Origin of the sequence: Alcanivorax sp. HI0007, assembly GCF_001635525.1 — a bacterium.
In the GTDB taxonomy this organism is placed as follows: domain Bacteria; phylum Pseudomonadota; class Gammaproteobacteria; order Pseudomonadales; family Alcanivoracaceae; genus Alcanivorax.
On sequence record NZ_LWEJ01000117.1, the window covers coordinates 19,372 to 34,001 of the forward strand.

At 57.4% G+C, this 14,630-nt stretch carries 15 protein-coding genes, 1 other RNA gene and 1 pseudogene; 4 read left to right on the plus strand and 13 right to left on the minus strand.

The window, feature by feature from the left end; all coding sequences use genetic code 11:
• The first annotated feature begins 50 nt into the window (after positions 1-50).
• Positions 51-1,673 carry an alkyl hydroperoxide reductase subunit F gene (gene ahpF, locus A3714_RS06635; protein ID WP_063509262.1) on the plus strand — a complete coding sequence of 541 codons (1,623 nt, stop codon included), beginning with the start codon at positions 51-53 and terminating at the stop codon, positions 1,671-1,673.
• A 74-nt stretch (positions 1,674-1,747) separates the two neighbouring features.
• Here ahpF and A3714_RS06640 read toward each other — a convergent pair whose 3' ends face one another.
• The 6 genes from A3714_RS06640 to A3714_RS06665 form a co-directional block, all read right to left on the minus strand.
• Positions 1,748-3,568 (minus strand): S8 family serine peptidase, encoded by a 1,821-nt coding sequence (locus A3714_RS06640; protein WP_063509261.1) that lies wholly within the window; start codon positions 3,566-3,568, stop codon positions 1,748-1,750.
• A 173-nt stretch (positions 3,569-3,741) separates the two neighbouring features.
• On the minus strand, positions 3,742-4,098 hold the full coding sequence (locus A3714_RS06645) for a roadblock/LC7 domain-containing protein (RefSeq protein WP_063509260.1): 357 nt from the start codon (positions 4,096-4,098) through the stop codon (positions 3,742-3,744).
• 127 nt (positions 4,099-4,225) lie between these two features.
• Complete coding sequence (locus tag A3714_RS06650; protein ID WP_063509259.1) at positions 4,226-5,479, minus strand: HipA domain-containing protein; 1,254 nt, start codon at positions 5,477-5,479, stop codon at positions 4,226-4,228.
• Positions 5,476-5,721 carry a type II toxin-antitoxin system Y4mF family antitoxin gene (locus A3714_RS06655; RefSeq protein ID WP_063509258.1) on the minus strand — a complete coding sequence of 82 codons (246 nt, stop codon included), beginning with the start codon at positions 5,719-5,721 and terminating at the stop codon, positions 5,476-5,478. The genes A3714_RS06650 and A3714_RS06655 overlap by 4 nt, the downstream gene beginning before the upstream one ends.
• A gap of 278 nt (positions 5,722-5,999) precedes the next feature.
• The gene (locus tag A3714_RS06660) at positions 6,000-6,968 is read right to left on the minus strand and encodes a calcium/sodium antiporter (RefSeq protein WP_063509257.1); all 969 of its coding nucleotides are present in this window, start codon (positions 6,966-6,968) and stop codon (positions 6,000-6,002) included.
• 257 nt (positions 6,969-7,225) lie between these two features.
• The gene (locus tag A3714_RS06665; RefSeq protein WP_063509256.1) at positions 7,226-7,507 is read right to left on the minus strand and encodes a hypothetical protein; all 282 of its coding nucleotides are present in this window, start codon (positions 7,505-7,507) and stop codon (positions 7,226-7,228) included.
• A 113-nt stretch (positions 7,508-7,620) separates the two neighbouring features.
• Between A3714_RS06665 and A3714_RS06670 the strand changes: the two are divergent.
• Together A3714_RS06670 and A3714_RS06675 are read left to right on the plus strand one after the other, a co-directional pair.
• Positions 7,621-7,848, plus strand: a pseudogene (locus A3714_RS06670) (tyrosine-type recombinase/integrase); the annotation flags it as partial.
• Positions 7,849-7,891: 43 nt separating this feature from the next.
• Positions 7,892-8,440, plus strand: coding sequence for a hypothetical protein (locus A3714_RS06675; RefSeq protein ID WP_063509254.1), 549 nt, complete (start codon positions 7,892-7,894; stop codon positions 8,438-8,440).
• Positions 8,441-9,318: 878 nt separating this feature from the next.
• Here A3714_RS06675 and A3714_RS06680 read toward each other — a convergent pair.
• The 7 genes from A3714_RS06680 to ssrA all read right to left on the minus strand — a co-directional run bounded on the left by A3714_RS06680 (position 9,319) and on the right by ssrA (position 13,942).
• Positions 9,319-9,882 carry a hypothetical protein gene (locus A3714_RS06680; RefSeq protein WP_197463382.1) on the minus strand — a complete coding sequence of 188 codons (564 nt, stop codon included), beginning with the start codon at positions 9,880-9,882 and terminating at the stop codon, positions 9,319-9,321.
• A 326-nt stretch (positions 9,883-10,208) separates the two neighbouring features.
• Positions 10,209-10,553, minus strand: coding sequence for a hypothetical protein (locus A3714_RS06685; protein ID WP_063509252.1), 345 nt, complete (start codon positions 10,551-10,553; stop codon positions 10,209-10,211).
• On the minus strand, positions 10,550-10,837 hold the full coding sequence (locus A3714_RS17515; protein WP_082844737.1) for a hypothetical protein: 288 nt from the start codon (positions 10,835-10,837) through the stop codon (positions 10,550-10,552). Before A3714_RS17515 ends, A3714_RS06685 begins: the two co-directional genes overlap by 4 nt.
• A gap of 107 nt (positions 10,838-10,944) precedes the next feature.
• Positions 10,945-11,754 carry a hypothetical protein gene (locus A3714_RS06695; protein ID WP_063509251.1) on the minus strand — a complete coding sequence of 270 codons (810 nt, stop codon included), beginning with the start codon at positions 11,752-11,754 and terminating at the stop codon, positions 10,945-10,947.
• 91 nt (positions 11,755-11,845) lie between these two features.
• Positions 11,846-12,175, minus strand: a complete 330-nt coding sequence (locus tag A3714_RS06700; protein ID WP_063509250.1) for a hypothetical protein — start codon at positions 12,173-12,175, stop codon at positions 11,846-11,848.
• A gap of 25 nt (positions 12,176-12,200) precedes the next feature.
• Positions 12,201-13,421: an integrase arm-type DNA-binding domain-containing protein gene (locus A3714_RS06705; protein WP_063509249.1), complete on the minus strand. Its 1,221-nt coding sequence runs from the start codon at positions 13,419-13,421 to the stop codon at positions 12,201-12,203.
• Between the two features lie 164 nt (positions 13,422-13,585).
• Positions 13,586-13,942, minus strand: a transfer-messenger RNA (tmRNA) gene (gene ssrA, locus A3714_RS06710).
• Between the two features lie 398 nt (positions 13,943-14,340).
• Here ssrA and A3714_RS06715 point away from each other — a divergent pair.
• On the plus strand, positions 14,341-14,625 hold the full coding sequence (locus A3714_RS06715) for a hypothetical protein (protein ID WP_062817097.1): 285 nt from the start codon (positions 14,341-14,343) through the stop codon (positions 14,623-14,625).
• Positions 14,626-14,630: the final 5 nt, after the last annotated feature.

Genomic DNA, 14,630 nt, shown 5'->3' on the forward strand with positions numbered 1-14,630 from the left:
GGGCGCCCATCCCTTTGCACTGTCACCCATGAACAAGGAAAGGAACAGACATGCTCACGAATGACATCCTGCAGGCCCTGAAAGGCTATGCAGCCAACATGCAGAAAAAAATCACCTTCGTGCTGCAGACCGGTGCGCACGATAAGCGCGATGAACTGGTGACGTTTCTCTCCGACATCGCCGGTGTCAGTGACAACCTGGCCTTCGAGGAACGGGACCTGGGTGATGCCCTGCGCAGCCCCCTTTCCTTCCTGCTGGAGGCGGACGGCGAGGACACCGGTATTCGTTTTTCCGGTATTCCGGCCGGCCACGAATTCAACTCCCTGGTGCTGGCGTTTCTGCATGCATCAGGTACCGACATCAAGCTGGATGACAGCCTGCAGCGCATGGTCGCCAACGTGAAAGACGACCTGCATTTCGAGGTGTTCATCAGCCTGAGCTGTCACAACTGTCCGGACGTGGTGCAGGCGCTCAATCAGTTCGCCTTGCTCAATCCGCGCATCAAGACGGAAATGATCGACGGCGGCCTGTTCCAGGACACCGTGAAGGCCCGCGACATCCAGGGTGTTCCCAGCGTGTACCTGAATGGCGAGCTGTTCGCCAATGGCAAGGTCACCGCCGCCGAGCTGATCGACAAACTGCTGGCGTTTGATCCGGCCATCGCCCAGGCAAGCGCCGGGGAAAAACTGCCGCTGCAGGACGTGACCGTGATCGGCGGCGGCCCCGCCGGCGTGGCGTCGGCCATCTACAGTGCCCGCAAGGGTCTGAAAGTCACCCTGATTGCCGACCGTATTGGCGGCCAGGTGAAAGACACCATGGATATCGAGAACCTGATCTCGGTGAAGAAAACCACCGGCCCGGAACTGTCCGGTGCCCTGCACGCCCACATGAACGAATACGATGTGACCGTGAAGGAACACCTGAAAGTGGCCGAGGTGCGCAACGGCCAGATCAAGACCGTGGTGCTGTCCTCCGGCGAGGAAATCGACACCAAGACCGTGATCGTGGCCACCGGTGCCAAATGGCGTGAGCTGGGTGTGCCCGGCGAGAAAGAGAACATCGGTAACGGTGTGGCCTACTGCCCGCATTGCGACGGTCCCTTCTTCAAGGGCAAGGACGTGGCGGTAATCGGCGGCGGTAACTCCGGTATTGAAGCGGCACTGGATCTGGCCGGCATCGTCAAATCCGTCACCGTGTTTGAATTCATGCCCGAACTGAAGGCGGACAAGGTGCTGGTGGACAAGGCCGAGCAGAAGGCCAATATCACCATTCACCGCAACGCGGCCACCCGTGAAATCAAGGCCAGCAACGGCAAGGTCAGTGCCATTGAGTATCAGGACCGGGCCACGGAAACCGTCCATGAATTGCCGCTGGAAGGGGTGTTCGTGCAGATCGGACTGGTGCCTAACAGTGATTTCCTGGACGGGGTAGTGGAACGCTCCCGCTTCGGCGAGATTGTGATCAATGAGAAATGCCAGACCTCACAGGAAGGCATCTATGCCTGCGGCGATGTGACCACGGTGCCCTACAAGCAGATCGTCATTGCCATGGGTGAAGGTTCCAAGGCATCGCTGGCTGCCTTCGAATACCTGATGACTCAGGGTGACCGTCTGGAAGACCTGTATGAGGGTGAGCAGAATCATGATGAGCAACAGGATGCTGCCGTGGCCTGATCCTGCTGACGCTTACCGGTAGAACGAAAAAACCACCGCAAGCGGTGGTTTTTTCGTTTAAGGGAGAGGCGTGTTTAGCGCGGGTTCGCCAACAGCGTATAAGCGCCGGAGCCGCTTTGCGCTGTGACGCGCCAGCGGTAGGTACCGCTGCCCACCGAGCCGTTCAGGGTCGCCACGCCGTTCTGCGGCTGGGCGCTGCCCACCTGGGACCAGCTACAGCCGAAAAAGAGGAAGCAGCTACGTTGCTCCAGGGCCAGTGAGAAGGCGCCACCGGCAGGGCTGTACAAGTAGGCCTCTACATTGCCGCCACCGAAACTGAAGCCACCGGAAGGCAAGGTGACCGAGCTGCCATTCCCCAGGCTGCCCTCATAGCGGGTGCAGCTTGGGCAGGGGTTGCTGGTGTCCTCGCTGATCACGCCTTTATCAATGCTGGCAGTCTGGTTGGCGGTGTCGGTGACGGTCAGGGTCACGGTAAAGCTGCCGGCAGTGCCGTAGTCGTGACTGATTTGCTCGCCACTGGCCACGTTGCCATCACCCAGGGTCCAGTCCCAGGCGGCCACGCCATTGTCATCGCTGCTGCCGCTGGCATCGAACTGGCACACCGTGCCGCTGCACTGGGCGGTGAACGCGGCCGTGGGCAGGCGGTCCGTCACGGTGCCGCCATCGTCTTCATCCACCTGCAACAGGCGATTGGGGGACTGGTTGCCCGCATTACTGATCATGCCGGTCGCACTGCCATCCACCAGCGCGGTGAAAACCTGCTGTGGACTGGCACTGGGGTTGGCGGCCAGATACAGGGCGGCGGCACCGGCGGCGTGGGGCGCTGCCATGGAGGTGCCGTTCAGACGTGCGGTCTGGCTATCGGACTGATACCAGGCCGAGGTGATGTCGCTACCCGGCGCAAACAGATCCACACAGGCGCCGAAATTGGAAAACGAGGAGCGTTGGTCCGTGCGGGTGGTGGACCCCACGGTCAGAGCCTCGGCCACCCGGTTGGGAGAGCCGTTACAGGCGTTGGTGTTGTCGTTACCGGCGGCCACCACCATGCTGACACCGGCGGCCACGGCGTTACGCACCGCAGTGTCCAGGGCGCTGGACGCGCCGCCGCCCAGGGACATATTGGCCACCGCGGGTTTGCGGTGATTACCGGCCACCCAGTCCACCCCGGCGATCACGCCGGAGTTGCTACCGCTACCGTTACAGCCCAGGACACGCACGGGGGCAATCTTTGCCTGCTTGGCCACCCCGTAAACGGTGCCCACGGCGGTGCCGGCCACATGGGTGCCGTGGCCATTACAGTCGTTGGTGTTGGCCGGGTCCACGCTGCCGCCGCCAAACAGGAAGCCGCCGCCGCTGCTGACGAAGTTACGACCCGGGCTGACCCGCCCGCTGAATTCGGTGTGGCTGGCGCGCAGGCCGGTGTCGATCACATAAACGGTGACATCGTTGCCGGCGCTGTTGGGATACTGATAGCTGCCGTCCAGGGGCAGTGCGGGCTGATCCACCCGGTCCAGGCCCCAGGTGGCATTTGCCTGGGTGGCGATGGCCTGCACCCGACGGTCCGGTTCCAGTCCGATCACTCCGGGCACCAGGCCCAGCAAGCTTGCCTGTAGATCCGTCAGCCGCACGGTCATGCCTGTGAGTGCATGCTGGTAGGTATAAATCACTTCGCCGCCACCCACGGTGGCCAGCAGGGTGCGGATGGCGGTGGTCAGATCGGTCACCCCCAGCTGCTCTATGATGTTCGGGGCCAGGGTCACAATATATTGATTATCAATGACCTGGTTCTGCGTTTGCGCAGCATATGATGGTGTGTCGTCGGCCCATACCGGGTTAAGCACACTGCCACCCAACAGCGTGGCCAACAGGGCGCCAAGACCTGTTTTTCTATGCATAAAATATCCCTCCAGAAAGTCGTGCCCTGACGCTAATCAGAACGCAGGTATCTCTCTATGGTGCCGCTGTATTTTTTTGTTGCGTTGAAACGGGTTCAGGAAGGCGAAGCCCGCGTGATAGCTGACGCGGGCCCGTTTTGTGATCTGGGTGTGAAGGCGGAGTGAGCGGCAGGTTAAAGCAGACTTCTCAGTGCGGATACGGTTTTCCAGGCCAGCATCTGCATCCGTTGGGAGTTCACCGAGGGGCGAGCCAGGCAGGCAAAAACCATATCTCCCACCGGCCAGATGCAGATGCAGCCTTCCCGGCAGCGGATAAAGATTTCCTCGCTGTGTCCCTGGCGTAGCCCGTCCAGCACCCGGTCGCAGGCCTTTTTCATCTCGAAGAACAGGGCGCTTTGCTCGTCGTAATCCAGCCCCTCACCGATATGCAGCACCGGCATGCCGTCACTGCTGATCAGCGACACCAGCAGGATGTCATCGGAGGAATCGTGAAGCGCCTGCAGGGGGGGAGTGAGGGTGCTGAGTTTCATTATTGTTATCTATCCGTGATGACCTAAAGAATCAGCTTAGCGATGGAGTGGCGGGAATCAAGGTTGTTCGGGCGATTTCGTCAGGCATGACAGAACAATGGGTATACCATCCTGATTCGCGGCGCCCCTAGGTCCAGTCGCGCAGTGCCTTTCTGGTTTGTCGCGTAACCACCTTTTGTACTCCCTCCAGAGCAGGCAGCTGACCGTACTGATCGCGGAAGTCACTGAGCCAGTTGTCCACTTCATCGTGGAGCCTGCCGGCCTGTTGCTGCACTAGGTTTTTTATGAGTCTGGGGGATACAGCAAGCTGCCCGGCAAAGGCCTCCCAGTGATTGTTGTGCAGGTTTTGCGGATCATCGAGGGTGCCCACCGGCAACGCCAGGCGATGACTCACGCGGGGAATGGCCAGCGTGCAGACAAGGTCATAGTAGGGTGCCAGTTGCCAGCCACCGTCCACAGCAAGCAGTGACAGATTCTTCAGGTGGCCGTCCGCATTGCCGGTCAGGGCATTAAAGACCTGCCAGTTCGCCAGTGCCCTTAGATCTTTTGCAGGCTGTACCGAATGTTCGCGCAGCAGATCGCCGACTTTCGTAAAGACCTGGGGGGACGTGGTGTACTTGTCGGCGCGGGAGAGTCCTTGTGCCTGGCAAAGGTCTTCCTGGTGTGTCCGAACAACAAGATCGCTTTGATGGCTTCGATCAAAACGCTGGCTGACCGAGAGCAGGTGGTCACCCAGGGTAACCAGTTCCACCGGTGCAGCGGGGAGTTCGAGCCGTGTCGCCAGGTACGTTGTATAGGCTTCATAGAGCGGCACGTTTTTCAGATCCTGAACGGGCAGTTTGAGGATATGCGTGGAGGGCGTTCCGGATGTTGGCAGAGAGAACAGCCACTTTCCGTTCACCCGCTTTGCTCTGACCGCCAGCTTGTCCTGAGCGCCGGCCAGCGACAGGCGTGGCGGTGTATCGCCAGTAACCCATTGTCCACGACCGGAGTGGATAGCCTCTTCCAGCAGGTTGTCTTCAAGGGGCTGCAGTGTCTCTGCATCGGCAGCAGGCGCCTGATTTTCCGGAAGCAACTGCAGGGCGCCAGCACAATCGCCCCCCAGTTTCTCGAGCAGCAGAAAGTCATCATCCGCCACACCCAGGCGGCGGACCAGACGATCCCTGGCTCCCCCTTCCGGTAGCAGGTTGGCAAAAAAATGATGCCCACGCAGGTCGGGAGGCAGAAAATCGCCGGTTTCATTCAATGGCAGTGAGCAGGAAATCGCCCAGCCGCTGGCAAGCCAGGCCTCGTCATAGACAAAGGCCATCTGCCGCGACGGCGTCGCAATAAGCCGGCCCACCCGCTGCTGGTCATACCATACGGTCAATGCCTGACTCATGACGCCGGGCTCCTGCGTGGCCGGGCAAGTAGATCCACACCCACTAGCCGGGCCAGTTCCAGCGCCAGTCCCAGGCGGGCGGTGTCCTTGCCGCGCTCCAGCTCGGACACAAACCGGGGGCCCACACCGGCAATGGCGGCCAGCTCCGCCTGGGTCAGTCCCTGGGCTTTGCGGGCCTGGCGAATCTGCTGGCCGAAATCGGCGGGTGAGCGTACCAGAGAGTGGTCTTGATCCGGTTTCATGTGAATGACCTGAAATAATCCCGAGCGGTAACATTTACATGAATTGTGGGAATTTTCCATGCTTTATTACCGATCGGTAATAAATTGGCGAATTAACTGACTTGCCCCAGAAATAATCCCGATCGGGAATGAAGGAAAGAGGACGGGAGAGAGGGCATGCATAAGGGCTGCATAGCGGCCAGATGGGGGAGAGCCTGACGTGGGAAGCGAAGGCTCTCTGCCTTCGCTTTCTGTTTCAGAGGCTGGCTTGGCCACCGGGACGACATCCTGAATGACGGCTACCCGAAAACGGTACTGATCAGGTAAGCCGTGTACCCCACATAAGCCGCCAGCAGCAAGGCGCCTTCCATACGGTTGATACGGCCTTGCCCCCGGAACCCGTAACCGATGACGAACAGTGACAGGGTCAGCGCCGCCATGACCAGCATGTCCCGATTGAAGACTTCCGGGCCGACAGACAATGGATGAATAGTCCCGGCGATCCCCACCACGGCGAGCGTGTTAAACAGATTGGAACCCAGGATGTTGCCCAGGGCGATGTCGTGCTCGCCTTTCCTGGCGGCAATGATCGACGACGCCAGCTCCGGTAGCGAGGTGCCCACCGCGATAATGGTCAGGCCGATAATCAGATCGCTCACCCCGAAACCATGAGCGATCTCTACCGCGCCCCAGACCAGCACGCGGGAGCTGACAATCAGCAGCACCAGTCCCGCCACCAGCCAGAAAATGGCCTGTCGCAGGGGCATGGCCCGCACGTCCAGTTCCTGTTCTATCTCGCTGGCCAGCGCATCCTCTTTCTTCTTCATCCCCTGCCAGACCGTCCAGACCATCAGCGCACCAAACACACCGAGCAGCACCAGCGCATCAAGCCGTGTGATTTCGCCGTCCAGCAGCTGCCACGCGGCCAGGCCGGTCACCAGCGCAAGGATGGGAAGCTCCTTGCGCAGCACTTGCGAATGCACCGCGATGGGACTGATCAGCGCGGTAATCCCAAGGATCAGGGCAATGTTGGTGATGTTCGAGCCGTAGGCGTTACCCAAAGCGATGCCCGGGTTGCCCTGGGAAGCCGCCAGCGCGGACACCACCATCTCCGGCGCGGAGGTACCAAAACCGACCACCACCATGCCGATCAACAACGGTGGCATACCGAAATGGGAAGCGGTGGAGGCGGAGCCTTCCACAAAGCGGTTAGCGCTCCATACCAAGAGCAGCAAACCAACAGCGATAGCGGCAGTGGCCAGAAGCATGGGGGCAGGCGCTCCTTTAAGCGTTGGTGGACAGACGGGTTGTGTCAGTCATTGGATGGGTAAGCGTTCACCGCTTGCTGCGCAAAGGGCAGAAACCGAAGTGCGCTCCAAAGCTGTCAGTCTGCCCGCTAGCTTAAGGCTGAGAGGCGCCGGAATTAAAGCGATTAATGGAGTTTCTTCGGAGGCGAAGGCGGGGTCTGCGAGCCTCCAGAGGAGGAGGGGCGCCCGGTGTCGAGACCGTATTGATTGCAACACAGTCAGCCGTCGCAAGCGCACCCCTTGCCCCGGGTGCAGCTGTATTTCCGGCTAATGCAGGAATCGCCACAGGCTTTGCCTTTACGGCACACCTTGCAGCAGCCCGCCGCCATATCCGTATCGATCATATCCAGCAGGGAATGATCCGGAGTTAGCAGGTTTTCGATCACCGAAGGGTCGATGTGGGCGTCTGGCTGCTCCTTGGCCGGGTCGTTGGCAAAGAGAGCAGACGCGGCGAATACGAGGACGAATAGCAATACGGCTTTCAGGCTGACTGTAGGCATTTGTCTTCCCTTCCCGTGGGAGATTGTTGGTTTTTATTGTGGGTTATGGATTACGGGGAGGGAAGGTGTGCCTGTCCCCTATTATGCGCCGTCATATGACGTCCAGCATAACTGCATTCCGTAGGGCTCTCGCCAGAACCGGTATCGAGCTACCCAAAGGCCAGGCAGCCCATGCCCTCCGCCATACCTTCGCCAGTCACTTCGTCATGAATGGTGGAAACATCCTGACCCTGCAGAAGGTTCTAGGCCATTCCACCATTAATATGACTATGCGTTATGCGCATCTGTCTCCTGACCATTTGGTAGAAGTAAAACTCCTCAACCCTTTACGCATTGTTTAAAGTCCATGGCTGTATTGGTTGCTGATCTCTAATTGGAGTTGATATGGAAATGGATATCCTTGTTAAGGTCTCTTCGGGACTTGTAGCTATCTTGGGGGCGCTGTTCGTTACGCATCTACATAGATGGAAGGGAAAGGGGGTTCAAGCAGAACTTCTGCAGAAGCTGGAGGAGGCGGTTAAAAATAATGAGCATTACACTGCTGCTCAATTGTTCTATCTCCTGCACGGCTTCAGGTTAAGAGCTTCAGATGTTGCGTCTTTGATCGCCAGAGATGACTCCGCCTTCGCTATCTTTGTCCTGAGGAAGAGAAAGGGGGCTGTCGAATATAGCTCTGGTGTTTTCCAGTTTCGTGATTTGAGCCGCTTTGTTTGGTTTCGTAGGGTTTCGTATATCTTCGGAGCAGTTATAGGCTTTGCGCTTGGTGGGTGGGTGATAGTCAGCTTTATAGCCGCATTATTCTATGAGGGCCCTGAAGCTGTCGTATTGATCGTTTTGGCGTCTATTCTCTTCGTGGGGTTTCTTTTTCATTTTAGGGATCAGTACTTGGATTATCGTGCCTATAAGCTGGTGCGGGATCAGAAGCTATCTTAGCAACAGTAAAGTTCGACACTTTCTCGACGTCCATAAAAAAAAGCGCAAGTCCAGGATAGCAAAAAAATTTAGCTATCAAGGGCTTGCGCCTTCTTTGTTTGGTGGGCCGGCGTCAATTGAAATGGTGGTATAAATAACTGAAATGCAAAGACTATCTAGGATTCGATTTTCAAATGTGCCCCCAAATGTGCCCCCAGCAGGGCAAAGTGCTCTGTTTCCCATGTCAGGTTTTGTAAGGTTCTGACCTTGCCATTTATCAACATCAAGGTTTTACATTTGGCCGGCTGGTAGAGGTGGGTTAGCAATAGAAAACGATTGGGCGGGCGGTCTGGTGGGTGAATCCCTTGGAGTTTTCGCATACCCCCTCATGTTGGTGCTGGCGGCGCTGTGTTGCGCTCTGTGCGGTGGTGCGAGAGTTAACACGGGGGTTAACAGGGAAATAATCTGTGAACAGGAGAGGGCGCGGTTTCCTGTGGGGTTGGCTGGAGAGATTGCGCCCACCCCTCCCCCTGGGGGCGGCGACCCTTACGGTAACCTTACGGTTCTGTATCGCCGCAACCTTGCTATAACCTTGCTGTAACGCTTTGGTGCCCGGTTGAAAAATGTTGATACCTTTTCAAGTGGTCGGCCAAAACTTCGCACTTTGGTTCGCACCCCTTATGCGCGCGTACTTGTCTCAAAACTCTGCGCCTGCATCTCGCCCGCGTACTGCTCCGAAAACTTCGCCCCTTTTTTAGGACTAAAGAAATTCCCTTCTCCAGGCTGTGGCGATCCGGCCCGCAGATGAATTCAGCCCGCCCCCTCATAATCAGCCAACCAATCATCTACTGACTGCTCTAAAGGAGAGGAGGGCTTACCCGTGTACCCGTACTCCCTTATTACCTTATTACCGTGGTTTGGTTCACCCGTAGTTGGGTTCGGCTGTATGCCCCGTGGTTGCTGGCGTTGCTGGATTTCCTTGTCGGGAATGCTTGTCGGGGCCTTGTCGGGACGTTGTCGGGATCTTGTCGGGGAGTTGTCGGGGAGTTGTCGGGAAGACTTGGCCCGACAAGCGCCCTCATGGTCTCCCCGGAAATGGTCAGAGGCTGGAGTGTTTTTGCGTCCAGCTTTTCCCCTTTGCTCAGGGTGCCGGTGAAGGTCAGTCCGCGCAGTTTGCCCATGTAGTCGTGGAAGTCACTCAGGCGCCGCACAGGCAGCCCGGTGCTACGCCAGAAGCGTAGGAAGCCGCTGCGCTCACCTACCCTAAATTTCCCGGAGGGCAATGGGTCGCCAGCTCGCCCTTTTCCTGTGTTGCGGGCGCGCGCTGTGTAGACGTTGAATATAGCGAATAGCTCTTGACCACTAGCCAGGCAGCGAAATTGCAGGGTGACGCCTCCTGCCAGCTTGGGGGAATAGTGGCCCAATGAGTAGCCGGTATATTCCAGGGCTGTCACTTCCGCCATGCTGGCGGCCTGAGTAATCAGGTTAGTGCTGTGGGCGGCTAGCCAATCAGCGGGAACAGGGCGGCCACTGGCTGGGGTGAGCGTGAGGCGGCCTTGTTCGACCGCCACGGCATCGCCACGGGCGAGTAGCTGGGTAAGGGTGGGCACGGGTATTCACTCTCCCAGTGCGGTGATGCGTTTCACGGTCGTAGGCTGTGGGATCGGGTCGCCGGATGGCAATTCGTCCGCTGTGGCGGTTCTGAGGGCGTCTAGTGCGTCCTCCTTGCTATCAGCGTCGATAACCAGGGGCACAACCGTGGTTAGCTCTAGCTCGATGAGGAAGCGCATTAGCTGGCCTCCCTGAGTAGCTTACGGGCGGCGGCCTTGCCGTCACCGTCCAGCCAGTACACCCCGTATTGGATCTTCTGGCCGTCATAGTCGGTGCCTGAGGCCATGAGTAGCTGTACCGGGATGCCGTATCGCTTTCGCAGCTCCCCAACATAGTGGGGCGAGTTGCTGGCGTGGGCGATCCGGTCGGCCTGTTCACGGGTAACGGCGGTTCTGCGCTCCAGAGCCGCCAGCAACCGGCGATGGCGGGGGCCTATGGTAAGATGCTGGGGACAGTGTTTGGCTATGCCTTGTCCCTCGCTCCCGGCGGTAACCGGGGCGGGGGCTTTTAGTTTTTCTGTCATGCCGCATCCTCCCGTGAATCTTCCAGCAAGGTGCGTATGCTTTCGGCCCGCCACATGGTGACATTACCCCCAAAGGGCTTTTCTCCTTTGGGGAAGCGGCCAGATTTGCAGCCAGCGAACCATGTTGCCGCGCTAACTGGGATTAAAGCGGGAATGCCGGGGCGGGCGCGTTTGATGCCCTTGCCGGTCTTGCGGTTGCTGGCGGCCTGCTCCTCGGTGACTTCGGCTTGGCCGATGATTTGGGAGAGGCGAAGGTAGCCTGTGGCGGGTAGTTCGGTTTGCATGTCTTAGGCTCTCAGTGTCGTTTGGAGTGCCTTCATGCTGCTTGCTGTTGGTACTGTGCAAAAGATCAGTGTGCGCGCGGACTGTACGGTTTGCGCGCAAACCGTAATCACATTGACTCAAACTCTTTAACCCAATCAGTAATTGTTCTTATGGTTTTGGTTATAGATGGGTCTTCGCTTATTTTTCTAGCCATTTCTGAGCGGCTAACTGCCTGGAAATTTGGTAATTCCCGGTAGTGTATAAATAGCTCTCTAGCCCTGTTTTTTTCTGGAGCAGTATTCTTTGCATGGTAGCCCCTGGCCGCTTTCTGCGCCGATAGGGAGCGAATCTGTTTGTATTCCCCATTGATAAAGCGAAAAAGCTCATTCATTTCCAAAATCAAATCAGCAGGGAAGGAGCCGCCGAAATCTGTGCAAACCATAGCGGTATCCAAGCCCCATAGGATGGCTGCGGCAAAGACCAAAGGAAGCCTGGACTCTTCATCAAGTGCTATATCCCGAAATCCGTTCTGAGTGAAAAAGTGTGCTTGGCCAACGTAGTCATGTGTCCACCAAATTTTCCTAAACTCTTCCCAATCGGATGCGCCGCTTCCCTCAACGACAAAGTTCGCCTTTCCTTGATAAATTTCGATTACCAAGGCAAATGCGAGTGGTGTGAGAACGAATGTATGTAACCCTGAAAGGGCGTAATAGATGAATTCGTTTGACTTGGTGTCTACGCCCTCAATTTCCATATTTTCCAGAAGGTAGTCGAAGGCTTTTTTCCCCATTGGCCACAGGGAATTTAGCTGCGTTTCCGGAGAATTTTGGCTGATGATTTTTTGCTCTTTCTCTCCATTCGAGCCTGAAGAAAAACTGTTCACACAGTCCAATGAGAGTAGCTCTATCTTGGAAGGGAGGTATTCCCTGTTTTTCATGTCATACCCCTATGACACCCCAATAAATCCGCCAGCCAAGCCGGTGGGGTTACCGGCCTTTCGGGAGCTACCCTAGACTGACGAAACTCGGTTAATCGACGTAAATGATGGCGTTCTTCTCGCCGTACTTGGCTCTCATAATCGCAAGTCCTTTCTGTGCATGTGCTTCATTGTAGAGCCAGGCGCTTTGCCGTTCTTTCCCGTCTACAAGATACATAACCTTGTATCTAGGGGCTGAGATAGGGGGCTGAGGTGATGCGCGCCGGCACTTGCGCATTGCAATATCAGAGTAGGGATTTGCAAGAGCGATAGATTCCGCCATATCTCGGGTTTGCTGGCTGCCGATGAATGGCCCGTATGACTTTGCCACTTTGCCGTTTTCTAGCACTTCAACGGTATACGCGCGGTTATTGAGTCCCATGGTCGCCTTCCTTTGCCGGTTAATTTCAAGAGGCTTGCTGCTTCTTGTGGTGGATGGGCACAACCTTTTGCCCGTTCTCCAGGGCGGCGAGATAGCCTCCCCAGTAATTCATCATTTCCCGGCGTTCCTCCAGGTACTCGGCCCGGTTGTAAGCGGCCCTCACCTTGTTGCGCTCCCCGTGGGAAAGCTGGCGCTCGATGGCGTCGGCCCGGTAGCCCATTTCGTTGAGCAGGGTGCTGGCGGTGGCGCGGAAACCGTGGGCGGTGACCTTGTAGCCCATGGCGTGAAGAGCCTGCCGCCAAGTGTTGTCACTGATGGGCTTGCGGATATTGGAGCGGCCAGGGAATAGCAGGTCGGTATTGCCGGTCAGCTCTCGCAGTTGCTCAAGGGTGGCGATAGTTTGCGGGGAGAGGGGCACCAGATGGGAAACCCGCATTTTCATGCGTTCGGCGGGCACCTCCCACATGCCGGCCTCAATATCGAATTCCTCCCACTTGGCCTGCCGTAGCTCGCCGGGGCGCACGAAGGTGAGAGCCAGCAGCTTGAGGCCAAGACAGGTCACCGGTGAGGCTCGGTGTTCCTTCTTGAGGGCTTGCAGGAAGTCCGGTAGCTGTTCCTTGGTCAGGGCGGCAAAGTGGCGTTGTGGGCTTGCTTGCAGGGTGCGCACTAGGTCGGCAGCGGGATTGCCCTCGTTGGTGCCTGTAGCGATCCCATAGCGGAAAACCTCGCCGCAGGTCTGCCGTAGGCGGTTGGCCCGGTCGATGGTGCCCCCTGCCTGCATGGCTTTCAGTACCGCCAGCAGCTCCCCGGCGGTGATTTCGGATATGGGGCGGTGTCCCAGTTCGGGGAAGATATGCTTTTCCAAGCCTTGCAGGGTCTTGGTGGCGTGTCCCTTTGTCCAGCGGCCTGCCGCCTGTATTCCGTGCCACTCTCGGGCGATGACTTCAAAGCTGTTGGCTGCAGTCTTGGCTTTCTCGTGTTTGGCCGCCTTCCGGGCTTGCCCTGGGTCGGTGCCGGCGGCCAGCAGGGCGCGGGCTTCATCCCGTCTGGCGCGGGCATCGGCCAGCGATACGTCAGGGTAAACGCCAAGGGCTAGACGCTTCTCTCTGCCCTGATACCGATACTTCATCCGCCAGTAGCGCCCGCCGGCCTTGGTGACTTCCAGGTACATGCCCTTCTCGTCACTGAGGCGGTAGGTTTTGTCCGCCGGTTTGGCGGCCCGGATCTTGGTATCAGTGAGGGGCATTTGGGGGCATCTCCGCTGCGGACATCATGTGTGCCCCCAAATATGCCCCCATGTGCCCCCGGATGGCAATAGAGTTGATTATAGCGGGATGATGAGGTGAGGCCAGTAAATATGCGGATTTCAGGCAACAAAAAAGCCGCGCTAGGCGGCTTTAGAGTTGGATTTGGTGGAGCCGGCGGGAATCGAACCCGCGTCCGTCAGCAATCCATCTGCAGATCTACATGCTTAGCCATGTTTATTGATTTAAGCCTTCACAGCCCAACTGGCAGGACGTGAAAGCCGAGCCCCTAAGGGTTTTAACAGCGCCATCCGGGGCGGACTTTGCTGCGAGCCTGTGTTGCGATGCTCGCCGCTCTTCCCCACAGGCAGGGTCGATTGGCGATAAGCAGGGTTTAAGCTGCTAGTGCGTAAGAATCGTCGTTTGCGATTACTTTAGTGTGCCACAAATGTTTTACGAGACTCGTGACCTTCTCGGCATGCACCACAGAATTCAGTACCGGCGTCGAATCCAGGTCGGCCCCTGTGATGGATTCATTGTAGGTGATGGGGGCGGGGAAGTCGATTAACAAGTGGGGGCAGAGCCGTTCCGGATCGACCATGTTGTGGGGGTAAACGGCATGAATAAGGTTCGAAGTGTAATCAGATTGTGAAAAGTGTTACCCGAATACACATATCTTGTCTGACAATCAGACCCGGAATGCTTGTTTTGTCATTTTTCAGGCGCACTATACGAGTGTCACCGCGGCATTGTGTCATTGTCCGATGGTGAGGTTGAGCAAGCGATGCTCAGGTAGCCATAAGCCACCACGAAACATCCTGCTCAAAATTGTGTACCACACAATGGCTTTACAGCGAGCCTTGAAATAGACGTTATATGAAGGCCGCTGATCAAAGCATTGTCGTTCATTAAAGGAGAAAGATGATGAACACGATCTTTCGGTCAGCAGGGCAAGTTTCCGAGAAGGCACTGTCGCCTTTGAAGGCTCAGCCGCTGCTCTACAGAGCGTTGCAACTGGTATTCGCGCTGGCTGCGTATGCTGGCGGTGTGTACCTGGTGGAAATGGCGACGCCGGAAGCCCGTCTTCCGGTTGTACTGTTCGCCGTTTACTTCCTGCCTGCGGTGCTCCGCGCCTGGCTGCAGTTTTACTGGCAGCTGCGCGGCGACAGCCGGGCTCAGGGTGTAAACCCCCACCAGTCGGTGTAACGCCG

Coding starts and splice junctions, on each gene's coding strand:
- ahpF (WP_063509262.1), top strand. CDS start 51: ATGCTCACGAATGACATCCTGCAGGCCCTGAAAGGCTATGCAGCCAAC.
- A3714_RS06640 (WP_063509261.1), bottom strand. CDS start 3,568: ATGCATAGAAAAACAGGTCTTGGCGCCCTGTTGGCCACGCTGTTGGGT.
- A3714_RS06645 (WP_063509260.1), bottom strand. CDS start 4,098: ATGAAACTCAGCACCCTCACTCCCCCCCTGCAGGCGCTTCACGATTCC.
- A3714_RS06650 (WP_063509259.1), bottom strand. CDS start 5,479: ATGAGTCAGGCATTGACCGTATGGTATGACCAGCAGCGGGTGGGCCGG.
- A3714_RS06655 (WP_063509258.1), bottom strand. CDS start 5,721: ATGAAACCGGATCAAGACCACTCTCTGGTACGCTCACCCGCCGATTTC.
- A3714_RS06660 (WP_063509257.1), bottom strand. CDS start 6,968: ATGCTTCTGGCCACTGCCGCTATCGCTGTTGGTTTGCTGCTCTTGGTA.
- A3714_RS06665 (WP_063509256.1), bottom strand. CDS start 7,507: ATGCCTACAGTCAGCCTGAAAGCCGTATTGCTATTCGTCCTCGTATTC.
- A3714_RS06675 (WP_063509254.1), top strand. CDS start 7,892: ATGGAAATGGATATCCTTGTTAAGGTCTCTTCGGGACTTGTAGCTATC.
- A3714_RS06680 (WP_197463382.1), bottom strand. CDS start 9,882: ATGGCGGAAGTGACAGCCCTGGAATATACCGGCTACTCATTGGGCCAC.
- A3714_RS06685 (WP_063509252.1), bottom strand. CDS start 10,553: ATGACAGAAAAACTAAAAGCCCCCGCCCCGGTTACCGCCGGGAGCGAG.
- A3714_RS17515 (WP_082844737.1), bottom strand. CDS start 10,837: ATGCAAACCGAACTACCCGCCACAGGCTACCTTCGCCTCTCCCAAATC.
- A3714_RS06695 (WP_063509251.1), bottom strand. CDS start 11,754: ATGAAAAACAGGGAATACCTCCCTTCCAAGATAGAGCTACTCTCATTG.
- A3714_RS06700 (WP_063509250.1), bottom strand. CDS start 12,175: ATGGGACTCAATAACCGCGCGTATACCGTTGAAGTGCTAGAAAACGGC.
- A3714_RS06705 (WP_063509249.1), bottom strand. CDS start 13,421: ATGCCCCTCACTGATACCAAGATCCGGGCCGCCAAACCGGCGGACAAA.
- A3714_RS06715 (WP_062817097.1), top strand. CDS start 14,341: ATGATGAACACGATCTTTCGGTCAGCAGGGCAAGTTTCCGAGAAGGCA.